General features: G+C 67.0%; 13 protein-coding genes. 10 read left to right on the top strand and 3 right to left on the bottom strand.

The window, feature by feature from the left end; all coding sequences use genetic code 11:
* Nucleotides 1-11 precede the first annotated feature (11 nt).
* From ppsA to F3S47_RS09190, 3 genes are all read right to left on the bottom strand, one after another.
* Nucleotides 12-2,387: a phosphoenolpyruvate synthase gene (gene ppsA, locus F3S47_RS09200; RefSeq protein WP_150444940.1), complete on the bottom strand. Its 2,376-nt coding sequence runs from the start codon at nt 2,385-2,387 to the stop codon at nt 12-14.
* 95 nt (nt 2,388-2,482) lie between these two features.
* On the bottom strand, nt 2,483-3,370 hold the full coding sequence (locus tag F3S47_RS09195) for a sugar kinase (protein ID WP_150444939.1): 888 nt from the start codon (nt 3,368-3,370) through the stop codon (nt 2,483-2,485).
* The gene (locus tag F3S47_RS09190; protein WP_150444938.1) at nt 3,367-4,068 is read right to left on the bottom strand and encodes a GntR family transcriptional regulator; all 702 of its coding nucleotides are present in this window, start codon (nt 4,066-4,068) and stop codon (nt 3,367-3,369) included. The genes F3S47_RS09195 and F3S47_RS09190 overlap by 4 nt, the downstream gene beginning before the upstream one ends.
* A gap of 113 nt (nt 4,069-4,181) precedes the next feature.
* Between F3S47_RS09190 and uxaC the strand changes: the two genes are divergently transcribed.
* The 10 genes from uxaC to F3S47_RS09140 all read left to right on the top strand — a co-directional run bounded on the left by uxaC (nt 4,182) and on the right by F3S47_RS09140 (nt 14,500).
* On the top strand, nt 4,182-5,591 hold the full coding sequence (gene uxaC / locus F3S47_RS09185; RefSeq protein ID WP_150444937.1) for a glucuronate isomerase: 1,410 nt from the start codon (nt 4,182-4,184) through the stop codon (nt 5,589-5,591).
* 31 nt (nt 5,592-5,622) lie between these two features.
* Nucleotides 5,623-6,603 carry a TRAP transporter substrate-binding protein gene (locus F3S47_RS09180; RefSeq protein WP_150445055.1) on the top strand — a complete coding sequence of 327 codons (981 nt, stop codon included), beginning with the start codon at nt 5,623-5,625 and terminating at the stop codon, nt 6,601-6,603.
* A gap of 66 nt (nt 6,604-6,669) precedes the next feature.
* Nucleotides 6,670-7,194: a TRAP transporter small permease gene (locus F3S47_RS09175; protein WP_223877767.1), complete on the top strand. Its 525-nt coding sequence runs from the start codon at nt 6,670-6,672 to the stop codon at nt 7,192-7,194.
* A gap of 3 nt (nt 7,195-7,197) precedes the next feature.
* The gene (locus F3S47_RS09170) at nt 7,198-8,478 is read left to right on the top strand and encodes a TRAP transporter large permease (RefSeq protein ID WP_150444936.1); all 1,281 of its coding nucleotides are present in this window, start codon (nt 7,198-7,200) and stop codon (nt 8,476-8,478) included.
* 7 nt (nt 8,479-8,485) lie between these two features.
* Nucleotides 8,486-8,797 (top strand): cupin domain-containing protein, encoded by a 312-nt coding sequence (locus F3S47_RS09165; RefSeq protein WP_150444935.1) that lies wholly within the window; start codon nt 8,486-8,488, stop codon nt 8,795-8,797.
* Nucleotides 8,798-8,805: 8 nt separating this feature from the next.
* Nucleotides 8,806-9,630: a 5-dehydro-4-deoxy-D-glucuronate isomerase gene (gene kduI, locus F3S47_RS09160; RefSeq protein ID WP_150444934.1), complete on the top strand. Its 825-nt coding sequence runs from the start codon at nt 8,806-8,808 to the stop codon at nt 9,628-9,630.
* Nucleotides 9,627-10,373 (top strand): 2-dehydro-3-deoxy-D-gluconate 5-dehydrogenase KduD, encoded by a 747-nt coding sequence (kduD, locus tag F3S47_RS09155; RefSeq protein WP_150444933.1) that lies wholly within the window; start codon nt 9,627-9,629, stop codon nt 10,371-10,373. Before kduI ends, kduD begins: the two co-directional genes overlap by 4 nt.
* Nucleotides 10,351-11,799, top strand: a complete 1,449-nt coding sequence (locus tag F3S47_RS09150) for a mannitol dehydrogenase family protein (protein ID WP_150444932.1) — start codon at nt 10,351-10,353, stop codon at nt 11,797-11,799. The genes kduD and F3S47_RS09150 overlap by 23 nt, the downstream gene beginning before the upstream one ends.
* Nucleotides 11,796-12,980 (top strand): mannonate dehydratase, encoded by a 1,185-nt coding sequence (gene uxuA / locus F3S47_RS09145; RefSeq protein WP_150444931.1) that lies wholly within the window; start codon nt 11,796-11,798, stop codon nt 12,978-12,980. The genes F3S47_RS09150 and uxuA overlap by 4 nt, the downstream gene beginning before the upstream one ends.
* Nucleotides 12,977-14,500, top strand: a complete 1,524-nt coding sequence (locus tag F3S47_RS09140) for a UxaA family hydrolase (RefSeq protein WP_150444930.1) — start codon at nt 12,977-12,979, stop codon at nt 14,498-14,500. The genes uxuA and F3S47_RS09140 overlap by 4 nt, the downstream gene beginning before the upstream one ends.
* Nucleotides 14,501-14,545 lie beyond the last annotated feature (45 nt).

The following is a 14,545-nucleotide window of genomic DNA, read 5'->3' as shown; positions in this document are numbered from 1 at the left end:
GCGGATCCGGGTTACTTGCCGCTCTCGGCGTCTGCCACGTTCCGCTTCACGTCTCTGAAGGCATCCGGTGTGACCGAGATCGTATCGATGCCATAATCGACCAGGAGCCGGGCGAAGTCCGGGTCGTTCGAGGGTGCCTGGCCGCAGAACCCGACCTTGGCCCCGGCGGCGTGAGCCCGCTGGATCACCTCCCGGATCATCCACTGGACGGCCGGGTCACGCTCGCGGAAGACATGCGAGAGCTGTTCGTTGTCCCGGTCGACCCCGAGGGTGAGCTGCGTCAGGTCGTTGGAGCCGATGGAGAAGCCGTCGAAACGCTTGGCGAACTCCTCGGCAAGGATCACGTTCGTCGGTACCTCGCACATGACGTAGACCTTCAGGCCGTTCTCGCCGCGCTTCAGGCCGTTCTCATCCATGACCTGCAGGACCTTGTCCGCCTCCTCCGGCGACCGGCAGAAGGGGATCATCATCACGACGTTGTCGAAGCCCTTCCTCTCGCGCAGGTCCTTGATCGCGCGGCATTCCAAGGCGAAACCGTCGCGGTAGGCCTCGGAGTAGTAGCGCGAGGCGCCGCGCCAGCCGATCATCGGGTTCTCTTCCTTCGGCTCGAACTGAGCGCCGCCGAGGAGAGCGGCGTATTCGTTCGTCTTGAAATCCGACATCCGCACGATGACCGGGTTCGGATAGTGCACGGCGGCGATCCGGGCGAGACCCAGCGAGAGCGTTTCGACGAAGTAGTCAGGCTTGGTCTCGTAGCCGCGCGTCAGGCGCTCGATCTCCTCGCGCGCCGCCTCGTCCTCGACCTCGTCGAAACGGGTGAGCGCGAGTGGGTGGACCTTGATCGCGTTGTTGACCACGAATTCCATGCGGGCCAGCCCGACGCCATCCGCCGGCATCCGCCACCAGCGCGAGGCCGCGGCGGGGTTGGCCATGTTGAACATCACGCCGGTGCGGGTCTCCGGGATCTCGCCCGGGTCGATCTCCTCGGCCTCGTACTCCGCCGTGCCCTCGTAGACGTAGCCTTCCTCGCCTTCGCAGCAGGAGACCGTGATCTCCTGGTCGTCGTGGAGCAGGTGCGTCGCCTCGCCCGTGCCGACGATTGCGGGCAGGCCGAGCTCGCGGCTGACGATGGCGGCGTGGGACGTCCTGCCGCCGTGGTCCGTGACGATGGCCGAGGCGCGCTTCATGATCGGCACCCAGTCGGGGTCGGTCGTCCCGGTGACGAGAACAGCGCCGTCCACGAAGCGGTCGATGTCGGAGGCGTGTTCGATCAGGCAGACCTTGCCCGCGACCACCGCGCCGCCGACCGATAGGCCGGTGAGCAGCCGCTTGCCGGTCTTGCCGATCCGGTAGCTCATGATCTTGCCGGCCTCGGCGCGGGACTGCACGGTCTCGGGGCGGGCCTGGACGATGTAGAGCTTGCCGCTCTCCCCGTCGCGCGCCCATTCCATGTCCATCGGACAGCCGTAGTGATCCTCGATGGTGACGGCCATGCGCGCGAGATCGCAGATTTCCTCTTCCGACAGCACGAAGCGGCCGCGCTCGGCTTTCGAGGTCTTCACGTTCTTCGTGGCCTCTCCGCCCGAGGCGTAGATCATCTTGATTTCCTTGGCGCCGAGTGCGCGTTCGACGATCGGCGACAGGCCGTCGCGATCGAGGAAGGGCTTGTAGACCATGTATTCGTCCGGCGTGACCGCGCCCTGCACGACGTTCTCGCCCAGGCCCCAGGCCGCGTTGATCAGGACGACCTTGTCGAAGCCGGATTCGGTGTCGAGCGAGAACATCACGCCCGATCCGCCGATGTCGGAGCGCACCATCTGCTGCACGCCCACAGAGAGCGCCACCGCCATGTGGTCGAAGCCCTTGGCCTCGCGGTAAGAGATCGCCCGGTCGGTAAAGAGCGAAGCGTAGCACCGCTTGCAGGCCGCGAGCAGGGCGCGGGGTCCCTCCACGTTCAAGAAGGTCTCCTGCTGGCCGGCGAAGCTGGCGTCAGGGAGGTCTTCGGCCGTCGCGGACGACCGGACGGCCACCGAGCTGTCGGTCCGGCCGGTCCGGCGATCCATCTCCGCATAGGCCGACTTGATGTCGTCGAGCAGGTCCTGCGGCCAGCGGCCCTCGGTGATCATCTCGCGCACGCGCTTGCCCGCCTCCGCGAGCGTGATGTCGTGGGCGTCGAGCGACTTCATCGTCTCGGCGATGCGGGTCTCCAGATCGTTCGCGGCGATGAAGGCCCGGTAGGCGTCCGCCGTGGTGGCAAAGCCGGTGGGAACGGCGATCCCCTTGTCGGCCAGGGTGCTGACCATCTCGCCCAGCGATGAATTCTTCCCGCCCACGCTGGCAACATCGCCGCGCTTCAGGTCTTCGAACCAGATCACGTTGTCCGACATCGGAGTCTCCCTCTTGGATCGAGGGGGAGGCTAAGCTCCCGGCCAGTCCTGTCGTTGACCTAGATCAGGAACAAGCCGGCCCCTGTCGAGGTCCGTCAGAGCTCGACCAGTGCGCCCCGCGCGCCGATGACGCGGGCGGCGAGACGGGCTCCTGCGTCGGCCGCTTCCGCGGCCTGCTCGCCGTTGAGGAGGCCCACGAGAAACGCGGCGTTGAAGCTGTCCCCCGCGGCCGTCGTGTCGACGACCTCGGACACCGCCGTCGGCTGCAGCGTCGAGGTCCGGGTGCCCTCGCGCAGCAGCATGTCGCCCGGACCGTTCTTGACCGCCACGACGCTCGCCCCGGCCCGGGCATAGCGCTCGGCGGTCGCCTCCGGAGAGCCGTCGCCGAAATGGTCGGCTTCGTCCTCGAAGGAGGGCAGGGCGATGTCGGCGACGCGCGCGCCCTCGGCGATGGCGGTGCACATCGTCTCGGTGTCAGGCCAGAGTCGGGGCCTGAGGTTGGGGTCGAAGGCGACGCGTATTCCCTTGGCACGCGCCGCGGCCAAAACGGAAAGGAGCCGGGCGCGGCTCCCGGGCGGCAGGATCGCGAGCGTGATCCCGGAGAAGTAGGCGATATCGCCGGGGGCGAGGTCGGGCAGGGCCTCGAGATCATCCGCCAGCGTGCGCGCGGCGGAGGCGCTGCGCCAATAGGAAAAGCTCCGCTCGCCGTCCCTTAGCGAAATCAGATAGAGGCCGACTGTCCCACCTGCGCGCCGGGCCGCGATCGGCCGGACACCCGAGGTGCTCATGAAGTCCAGCATGGAGTCGGAGACCGGGTCGTCACCGACAGCCGTCAGATAGGAGACGTCGACAGTCTCACCGCCCGTTCGCGCCGCGTACCAGGCTGTGTTGAAGGTGTCGCCCGCGTAGCCCTTGGCGAACAGGCCGCCTTCGGCGGGGGCGAACTCGATCATGCATTCGCCGATGCAGAGCAGTCGGTTCACAGAGCGTCGTCCTGGAAGTAGTCGGGGTATGCGGCTTGAACCTTCGGCAGGTCGGTCCGGATCGTGCCGAGATGCGCCCGCAGCAGCGTCTCTGAGTGGTCGGAATCGCCGGCCTCGATGGCGTCCACGAGCGCCGTGTGCTCTTGAAGGACCTCGCGCTGCCGGTCGGCGGAAAGCGTCAGGAACCGGACACGGTCCATGTGCGCCTTGTGGTCGAGGACGAGGTGCCAGGCGTGTTCGTGGCCGGCGATCCGGCAGAGGGTGAGGTGAAAGTCCTCGTCCAATCCGTGAAAGGCCCGTGGATCGGAGGTCTCGATCGCCTTCGTCTGGTCGTCGAGATGGGCGCGTAGTCGCGCCACGTCCGCCGGGCTCCGGCGTTCCACGGCGAGGCGGGTGCATTCGACTTCGATCGCGGTTCGTACGAAGGCCGCGTCGAAGACCGCCTGCGCCGATATCTTGGTGATCAGCGTGGCGCGCTGCGGTCGGATGGAGAGGAACCCGAGGTTCGACAACCGGAAGAAGGCGTCACGCACCGGCTGGCGCGAGACATCGAGCTGCTTCGCGATCTCGGCCTCCGAGACCTTCGAGCCGGGGGAAAGCCGGAGCGAGACGACGGCGGCATAGAGCGTGTCGAACACCTGATCGGTCGTGGTGGGAGGAGATCCGGAGCGGATCGGCTCGATGGCAAGGTCCGTCATCTGTCTGCCTGTCTGGCTTTTGCTTGATTTCAGGATGTACCCGGAGACGGGCTTTGACACAACAGACTTACTAGCATATTAGAGCATCAGTGACGCCGCCAGGGGAGGGGCCGATGCCGCTGACAGATCCGGACAGACTCTTTCCGATGGAGCGCGAAACGCGGGACCTCGCGCGGTCGCTCTACCGGAGCGTGGCGGATCTGCCGATCATCAGCCCGCATGGCCATTGCGACCCGCGCTGGTTCGCGGAGAACGACCGCTTTCCGAACCCCGCCGAGCTCTTCGTCGTGCCGGATCACTACGTTTTCCGGATGCTGGTCAGCCAGGGCATCGCCATGACGGACCTCGGTGTCCCCCGCGCGGACGGGGGAGAGACGGAGACCGATCCGCGCAAGATCTGGCGGACCTTCGCATCCAACTGTCACCTGTTCCGCGGCACGCCCTCCGGGATGTGGCTCGACCATTCGTTCGAGCATGTCTTCGGGCTGTATGAGCCGCTGTCGGCCGCGAACGCCGACGAATACTACGAGCACATCGACGCGAAGCTCGGGCAGGACGATTTCCGTCCCCGGGCCCTCTTCGAGCGTTTCGGCGTCGAAGTCCTCGCCACCACCGAAAGCGCTCTCGACGATCTCGCGCACCACAAGGCGATCCGCGACAGCGGGTGGGCCGGCCGCATCGTCACCACCTATCGGCCCGACTCCGTGGTTGATCCGGAGTTCGAGGGCTTTGCGGACAACGTGGTGCGATTCGGCGAGATCACCGGCGAGGATGCGACGACCTGGGACGGCTACCTCGCCGCCCATCGCAAGCGCCGCGCTTACTTCAAGGAGGTGGGCGGCGCCACGGCCTCCGATCACGGCCACCCGACTGCCCGAACCGAGGACCTCCCGCAGGAGGCCGCGGCCGAACTCTTCGCCAAGGCGCTTTCCGGGGATTGCACCTCCGAGGAGGCGGATGCCTTTCGCGGGCACATGTTGACCGAGATGGCGCGGATGAGTCTCGACGACGGACTCACGCTCCAGATCCATGCTGGGTCCTGGCGGAATCACTCCGGCCCCGTCTTCGCCGCCCATGGCCGCGACAAGGGTTTCGATATCCCGATGCGCACGGACTATGTCGGAGCGCTCAAGCCGCTGCTCGACGCCGTCGGGATGGAACCGGACCTGACCGTCATCCTCTTCACGCTGGACGAGACGGTCTACGGCCGCGAACTCGCCCCGCTCGCCGGGGCCTTTCCCGCGTTGAAGCTGGGTCCGCCCTGGTGGTTCTTCGACAGCTACGAGGGGATCAAGCGGTTCCGGGAGGCCACGACCGAAACCTGCGGTTTCTATAACACGGCCGGGTTCAACGACGACACCCGGGCCTTCTGCTCGATCCCCGCGCGCCACGACGTCGCGCGGCGGTCGGACTGCGCCTACCTCGCGACGCTCGTCAGGACAGGGAGACTGAGGGAGAGCGAGGCCTACGAGGTCGCTCACGACCTCACCTATCGGCTCGCCAAGGAGGCCTACGGCCTCTGAGCCATCCATCTCAGGGAGGAGAGAGATGAAAATGACGAAAACCTTGATTGGAGCGCTGCTCGCCAGCGTGGCCTTCGCGGGCGCCGCGGCGGCGCAGGACTGCGAAGTGACCTTCCGGTCGTCGGATACCCACCCCGACGGCTATCCGACCGTCGAAGCGGTCAAGCACATGGGGGAACTGCTGCAGGAACGCTCCGACGGGCGCATCTGCGTCGAGGTCTTCCATTCCGCCCAGCTGGGCGAGGAGAAGGACACGATCGAGCAGACGCAGCTCGGCGTGATCGACATGAACCGCGTGAGCCTCGGGCCGTTCAACAACATCATCGAGGAGACCAAGGTCTTCTCGCTGCCCTACATCTTCCGCTCCACCGAGCACATGCACCAGGTGGTCGACGGCGAGATCGGGCAGGAGATCCTCGACGAATTCCAGAACCACGATCTCGTGGGCCTGGCCTACTACGACTCCGGGTCGCGCAGCTTCTACAACAGCCAGAAGCCGATCGAGAGCATCGACGATCTCGAGGGCATGAAGTTCCGTGTCATGCAGTCGGACGTCTTTGTGGACATGGTCGACGCCCTCGGCGGCAACGCCACGCCCATGCCCTACGGCGAGGTCTATTCCTCGATCCAGACCGGCGTCATCGACGGGGCCGAGAACAACTGGCCCTCCTTCGAGAGCTCCGGTCACTACGAGGTCGCACCCTACTACACGCTCGACCAGCACCTGATCGTGCCCGAGGTCCTCGTGATGTCGAAGCAGTCCTGGGACCAGCTCTCGGCCGAGGACCAGGAGATGGTCCGGCAGGCGGCTCAGGACAGCGTTCCGGTCATGCGCGAGCTCTGGGCCGAGCGCGAGGCCGCCTCCGAGCAGATCATCGAGGACGCCGGCGTGCAGATCGTGCGCGAGATCGACAAGACCCCGTTCATCGAAGCGATGGACCCGGTCTACGAGACGCACGTGACGTCCGACGCCCTGCGCGAGCTCGTCGACCGCATCCGCGCCGTCGAGTGATCGCAACCTGACCTTGGCGGCCGTCCGCGAGGGCGGCCGCCTCCACAAGTCCAAAGGCAGGCAAACGTGCAGTCCTTCGTCCGAAATCTCTCGGCGGTGCTCCGCATCGTCAGTCTTGTCTCGCTCTGGCTGGCGGGGACCGGTCTCGTTCTGATGACCGCCTTCATCGCCTGGCAGGTCTGGGGCCGCTTCGTGCTGAACGACACGCCGACCTGGACCGAGACCAGCTCGGTCCTGCTCATGGGCTTCTTCATCCTGCTGGGTGCCGCGGTCGGCATCCGGGAGGGCAATCACCTGAGCTTCGACGTCCTGCTCTACCTGCTGGGTCCGAAGGCGAAATCGGTGCTCCACTCGGTCTCGGACCTCGTCGTAATCGCCTTCGCCTGCGGCATGATCTACTACGGCACGGTCCTCGCCGCGAACGCCTGGGACACCACGATCCCCAACCTCGGCATCTCCGGCGCAGTGTCCTTCTTCGCGCTGGTCACCGGAGGCGTCCTGATGACCCTCTTTTCGGTCGAGCGGCTCTTGCGCCGCGTGGTCGGCCTGCACACCGCGCGCTTCGGCGAACAGGGCATGGACGGGGACTGAGCTTTGGAACTCTGGGTTCTCTTCGGCACCTTCGCGGTGCTTCTTCTCATCGGCACGCCGGTCGCCTTCTGCCTGGGCGTCTCGTCCTTCGCGACGATCGCCTATATCGGCCTGCCGCCGGTGGTCGTCTTCCAGCGGCTGAATTCTGGCATCTCCGTCTTCGCGCTGATGGCGATCCCGTTCTTCATCTACGCGGGCGAGCTGATGGTGCGGGGGGATATCGCCCGACGGCTGGTTGCGCTGGCCGGAGCCGCGGTAGGCCACCTCAGGGGCGGACTTGGGCAGGTGAATATCACCGCCTCCGTGCTCTTCGGCGGCATCTCCGGGTCGGCGGCGGCGGATGCCTCGGCCATCGGCGGGCTGATGATCCCGCAGATGGAGGAACGCGGCTACGGGCGGGACTACGCGGTGAACATCACGGTGGTCTCCTCGATTATCGCGCTCATGCTGCCGCCTTCGCACAACCTCATCATCTACTCGATCTCGGCCGGAGGACGCATCTCGATCGCAGACCTCTTCACGGCCGGCATCCTGCCCGGTCTGATCCTCGCGATCTCGCTGATGGTCGTGGCCTGGTTCGTCGCGCGGCACCGCGGTTACGAGACCGAGCGCTTTCCCGGCGGCCGGGCCGTCGTCGGCCTTCTCATCAGCGCCACCCCGGGCCTGATCCTGGTCGCGATCATCTTTGGCGGTGTGCGTTCGGGTGTCTTCACCGCCTCCGAGAGCTCCTGCATCGCGGTGGTCTACGCGATCCTCGTGACGATCCTCGTATACCGCTCGCTGCCCTGGTCCGAGTTCGTGGCCGCGACACTCGGCGCGGTGCGCACCGCCTCCATGGTCCTCCTGGTGATCGGCTCGGCAGCGGCCTTCGGCTGGCTCCTGGCCTACCTGCGCGTCCCCGCGGAACTCGTCGAGGCGATGAAGGGGGTCTCCGAGAACCCGATCATCATCCTGCTCATGCTCAACCTGGTGCTGCTGCTGCTCGGCACCTTCATGGACATGAGCCCGCTCATCGTCATCACCACGCCGATCTTCCTGCCCGTCGCGACCGCCTACGGCGTCGACCCGGTCCACTTCGGGATCATCCTGATCCTGAACCTCGGGATCGGCCTGTGCACGCCGCCGGTGGGCGCGGTCCTGTTCGTCGGCTGCGCAGTGGGCCGGCTCTCGGTGGGCACCGCGATCCGGACGATCTGGCCGTTCTACGGCGCGGCCGTCGCAACGCTCATGCTTGTCACCTACGTGCCCGCGCTGTCGCTCTGGCTGCCGGGACTGTTTCGATGAGGCGAAGATGCTGAAGAGCTACCCCCCCGTCACACCGGCGCCGGGCGTGACCCGGCAGGTCCTGTCCGAGGCGCCGGAAATGATGGTCGTCGCCTTCACCTTCGAGGCGGGGGCCGAGGGCGCGCCGCACAGCCATCCGCATGTTCAGGCGACCTTCGTCGAGAGCGGCCGCTTCCGGTTCACGGTCGGCGGCGACTCCTTCGAAGTCGGTGCGGGCGACAGCTTTGTCATCCCCGGCGACGTCGAGCATGGCTGCAGGTGCTTCGAGCCCGGCCGCCTGATCGACACCTTCGCCCCCAGACGCGACGATTTTCTCTGAGAGGTCCCATGACGACAGACGCCGAAACCCGCTACGCCATCGATCCCGCGACGACCAAGACGCTCGATACCCAGGGCCTGCGCGACCAGTTCCACGTCTCGGGGCTCTTCGAGAAAGGAAAGGTGAAGCTGGTCTACTCGCACTACGACCGCCTGATCCTCGGCAGCGCGGTCCCCGACGGCAAGGACCTCACGCTGGACGAGGTGCCGCAGACGGGGACCGCCTCGATCCTTGACCGGCGGGAAATGGGCATTCTCAATATCGGCGAGAGCGGAACCGTCACCGCGGACGGGAAGACCCACCAGGTCGACAAGGGCGAAGTCCTTTATCTCGGCCTGGGCTCCGGCGCCGTGACCTTTTCCGGCAAGGGCCGCTTCTACATCCTTTCCGCTCCGGCACATCGCAGTTGTCCCTCCCGGTTGATCACCAAGGAGGAGGCACGCAGGGTGGAGCTCGGGACCCGCGAGGCGGCGAACGAACGCGTCATCATGCAATTCCTGCACCCCGAAGTCGCCGAGAGCTGCCAGCTGCTGATGGGCTACACGCAGTTCGCCGAGGGCTCGCTCTGGAACACGATGCCCGCTCACCTGCACGACCGCCGGATGGAGGCCTACCTCTATTTCGACATGGGCGACACGCGGGTCTTCCATTTCATGGGGCAGCCGCACGAGACCCGGCACATCGTCATGTCGAACGAGGAGGCAGTGATCTCCCCGCCCTGGTCGATCCATTCCGGCGCTGGCACAGGCTCCTACACCTTCTGCTGGGCGATGGCCGGCGACAATGTCGACTTCACCGACATGGACATGGTGCCCATGGAGGATCTCAGATGAGCGACCGGTTCCGCATCGACGGCAGGCGCGCCCTCGTCACCGGGGCCAATACCGGGATCGGCCGGGCCATTGCCGAGAGCCTTGCGGAGCGTGGCGCGCATGTCGTGGCCGCGGGGCGCTCCTCCTGCGCCGAGACGGTCGCAGCCATCGAGGCCGCGGGCGGCAGGGCCGAGGCGATGACACTCGATCTCTCCGACCCCGTCGCGGCGGCGGCGCGGCTCGCCGAGGCGGGCCCGCTCGACATCCTCGTGAACAATGCCGGGATCATCCGCCGCGAGGACTCGGTCGACTACACCGAGGCCGATTGGGACGACGTCATGGACGTCAATCTCAAGGCGGTCTTCCTGCTTTCCCAAGCCTTCGCGAAAGCGGCCATCGCGCGCGGCACCGGGGGCACGATCGTGAACATCGCTTCGCTGTTGAGCTTTCAGGGCGGCATCCGCGTGCCTGGCTATACGGCATCCAAGCATGGCGTAGCCGGTCTGACCAAGGTGCTGGCGAACGAGTGGGCCGGGCAGGGGATCACCGTGAACGCCGTTGCCCCGGGCTACATCGCCACCAACAACACGGAGGCGCTGCGCAACGACCCCAAGCGATCCGCCGAGATCCTCGGGCGCATTCCCGCCGGCCGCTGGGGCGACCCCGAGGATATCGGCGGCGCCGTCGCATTCCTCTGCACGGCCGCGGCGGGCTACGTCACCGGTGCGATCCTGAACGTGGATGGAGGCTGGCTTGCCCGATAGTCCGAGACTGTCACGCCGCGGCCCTGCACCGGCGCCCGGTATCGTCCACCTCGGGCCGGGGGCCTTCTTCCGCGCATTCAACGCCGTCTATACCGAGGATGCCATGGCGGCCTCCGGCGGCGACTGGGGCATCGTGGCGGTCAGCCTGCGCAGCGCGACCGCCCGGGATCAGCTGGAGCCGCAGGGCGGGGCCTATACGTCGATCTCCCTGATGCCCGAAGGGCCGCGAGCCCGGGTCATCGGCTCGATCGTGGAGGTTCTCGTCGCACCCGAAGACCCCGGGGCGGTTCTCGACCGAATGACCGACCCGTCGACCCGGATCGTCTCGCTGACGATCACGGAGAAAGGCTACTGCCACTTCCCGTCGAGCGGGGAACTCGATCCCGAGCATCCGGATATTCTCCACGACCTCGCAGAGCCGGACTCTCCTAGGTCCGCCCTGGGCTTCCTCGTCGAGGCGCTGGCGCGGCGAAGGGCGACCGGGCAGGGGCCGTTCACCGTGCTTTCCTGCGACAACCTTCCTTCCAACGGCCACCTCGCACGTCGCGTGGTGATCGCCATGGCACGGCTCCGCGACGAGGAACTTGCCGACTGGATCGAGCGCGAGGTTCCCTTTCCGGCCACCATGGTCGACCGGATCACCCCTGCGACGACCGAGGATGTCGTCGCGCGGCTGGAAGAGACAGAGGGTTACCGCGACCCGGCGTGCGTGCAGCACGAACCTTTCAAGCAGTGGGTCATCGAGGACCGCTTCGTCGCTGGGCGTCCGGACTGGGCCGCCGCCGGCGCGCAGATGGTGCGCGATGTCGAAGCGCACGAGACCATGAAGCTCCGGTGCCTCAACGGGACGCATTCCACGCTCGCCTATCTAGGTTATCTCGCGCGCCACGAAACGATCGCGGACGCGGTCGCCGATCCGCCCTTCGCCCGTCTTTGCGAGAAACTCTGGGCCGAGGAAATCGTCCCGACGGTGCCTCAGCCCGAGGGTGAGGACCTCGCGCGTTACACGGCGGCGCTGATGGAGCGGTACCGCAACCCGCAGATCAGGCATCTGACCTGGCAGATCGCGATGGACGGCAGTCAGAAGCTCCCCCAGCGGATCCTGGGCACGGTCCGGGACGCGCGTTCGGCGGGGAGGGTCCCCGCCGGGCTCTGCCTCGCGGTCGCGGCCTGGATGCGATACGTGGGCGGCATGGACGAGCGGGGCCAACCCATCGACGTGAGAGACCCCATGGCCGACCGGCTGAAGTGCGCCTCCGACGGTGCTGAGTCCGCGGCGGACAAGGTCGACGCTCTTCTCGGATTCCGCGAGATCTTCGGCATCGATCTCGCAGGTGACGCGGCCTTTCGGGAGGCGGTCGTCGATGCCTACGAGACCCTTCAGGAAAAGGGCGCACAGCGGGCGGTCGAGGCCTACGTCGCATGAAGGAAACCTGGCGCTGGTTCGGTCCGCCGGACGACATCACCCTCGGCGAAATCGCGCAGACGGGCGCGCGCGGGATCGTCACCGCGCTTCACGATATTCCCTATGGCGAGGTCTGGTCGCGGGAGGCGATTGCCGAGCGCTGCCGCGCCATCCGGGCCGCCCCCGGCGGTCTGACCTGGGACGTCGTCGAGAGCCTGCCGGTGCATGAGGAGATCAAGCGCGGGCAGGGGGACCTTGCCCCGCTCTTCGCCAATTATCGGCAGTCGCTCGCCAACGTCGCGGCGGAGGGCGTCCGCACGGTCTGCTACAACTTCATGCCGTTGCTCGACTGGACCCGCACCCGGCTCGACGCGCCACTGGAGCCTGGCGGGCACGCCTTGCGGTTCTCCGAAGTCGAGATGGCCTTCTTCGAATGCCACATGCTGCGTCGGGACACCGGCAGCGACTACGCGCCTGCAGTCCTCGCCGAGGCCGACGCGTTGGCGGAGAAGGCCGACGAGGCTGAACAGCACCGACTGTTGAGCGCGATCATGGCCGGTCTCCCGGGGGCCTATGCGCGCTACGATATCGAGGGGCTCCGGGAAGCTCTGGCCCCCTGGCAGGGCGTGACCGCCGACGATCTGCGTGCCGCCTTCCAACGCTTCCTCGACGAAGTCGTGCCGACGGCAGAGGAACTCGGCGTCCGTCTCTGCGTGCATCCGGACGACCCGCCGCGCCCCTTGCTGGGCCTCCCGAGAGTCGTATCGACCGAGAGCGATATCGCCGCCATTTTGGACATGCGTCCGGAACGCGCCAACGGGCTGACCCTCTGCACCGGCTCGCTCGGGGCCCACCCCCGGAACGATCCGCCCGCAATCGCGGCCCGCTTCGCGGACCGCATCCATTTCGCGCACCTGCGCAACGTGGCGAAAGAGGCCGACGGCTCGTTCCAGGAGGCGGCGCATCTCGAGGGCGATACCGACATGCCCGGCGTCATCGCCGCCCTTCTCGACGAGGAGGCCCGCCGTCGGGAGACGGGGCGCAAAGATGCTTCGATCCCCTTCCGTGCGGATCACGGACATGCTCTCCTCGCCGACGTTGGGCGTGACACGCACCCGGGCTATCCTCTGATCGGGAGGATGCGCGGACTGGCCGAACTTCGCGGCGTGATCGCGGGTTTGTCCCATCGGAGGGAGACATGAGCGAGCCCATTGTTCTCGATGACGCCGACGACGTGGCGATCCTGACGACCAAGGCCGCCGAGGGAGATCGACCGCTCGGGCGAGGCACGCCGCTCGCCGCGCCGGTCCAGCCCGGCCACAAGGTGGCACGCCGGACGATTGCCCGGGGGGCGCCGATCCGGAAGTTCGGGCAGGTGATCGGCTATGCCACCGAGGAGGTCCCGGAGGGTGCGCACGTTCACAGCCACAACTGCGCGATCGGCGCGCACGACCAGGACTACGCGATCGGGGCGGACCTCGAGGCGGCGCGCGCCGCCATCCCCGACCTCCCGCCAAGAACCTTCGAGGGCTATGCCCGCGAGGACGGTCGCGTCGGCACCCGGAACATGATCGCGCTCTGCGCCACGGTGAACTGCTCCGCCACCGTCATCCGGCAGGCAGCCGACGAGATCACGCGGTCCGGCATGCTCGCCGACTATCCGAACGTCGACGGAGTCGTTGCCTTCGCCCACGGAACGGGTTGCGGCATGGCGTCCGAGGGGCCGGGTTGGGAAAACCTGCAGCGCGTTCTCTGGGGCCACGCCACACACCCGAACGTGGGTGCGGCGATCTTCGTCGGGCTAGGATGCGAGGTCATGCAGATCGCCCGGATGCGCCAGATGTTCGAGGGCACCGGGAAGGAGCGCTTTCACGGACTGACGATCCAGGACACGGGCGGCACCCATGCGACGGTCGCGCGGATCGTGGAGGAGGTGCGGGCGCTGCTCCCAGAGGTCGACAAGGCGCGGCGGACCCCGCAGCCGCTCTCGGCGCTGACGGTGGCGCTGCAGTGCGGCGGCTCGGATGGATATTCCGGGATTACGGCGAACCCCGCGTTGGGACGCGCAGCCGATCTCCTCGTCGGCCTCGGCGGGACCGCGATGCTCGCCGAGACGCCGGAGATCTACGGCGCCGAGCAACTGCTTCTGCGACGGGCGGAAAGCCCGCAGGTCGCGGAGCGGCTGATCGAACGTATCCGGTGGTGGGAGCGATACACCGAGATGAACGGTGGCTCGATGGACAACAATCCGAGTCCTGGCAACAAGGCCGGAGGCTTGACCACGATCCTCGAAAAATCCCTCGGCGCCGCCGCGAAGGGCGGCTCGACCCCGCTGCGCGACGTCTTGGCCTACGGCGAGAAGGTGAAGACGCCGGGCTTCGTTTTCATGGATACGCCCGGCTACGATCCGGTCTCGGTGACCGGCCAGATCGCGGGCGGCGCTCAGGTGGTCGTCTTCACCACCGGACGGGGCTCCGCCTTCGGCTCGAAGCCCGCCCCGACGATCAAGGTGGCCACGAACGACCGCCTCTTCGCCGCCATGCCCGACGACATGGACATCAACTGCGGAGACATCGTCAGTGGCGGTGTCTCGCTGGACGACAAGGGCGCCGAGATCCTCGAGGCCATCGTGGAGACCGCGTCCGGCCGGCGCACCAAGAGCGAGGATCTCGGGCTCGGCGACTACGAGTTCGTGCCCTGGCAGATCGGCGCGGTGATGTAGCCGACCCCCCGCCGGAGGAACGCCAGCTTGGCGGCTCCAGCCAAC

The organism is Histidinibacterium aquaticum, from assembly GCF_008710275.1.
Classification (GTDB): Bacteria; Pseudomonadota; Alphaproteobacteria; order Rhodobacterales; family Rhodobacteraceae; genus Oceanicola; species Oceanicola aquaticus.
Note: the sequence above shows the minus strand (reverse complement) of the source record. Positions and strands in the feature narration are given on the sequence as shown.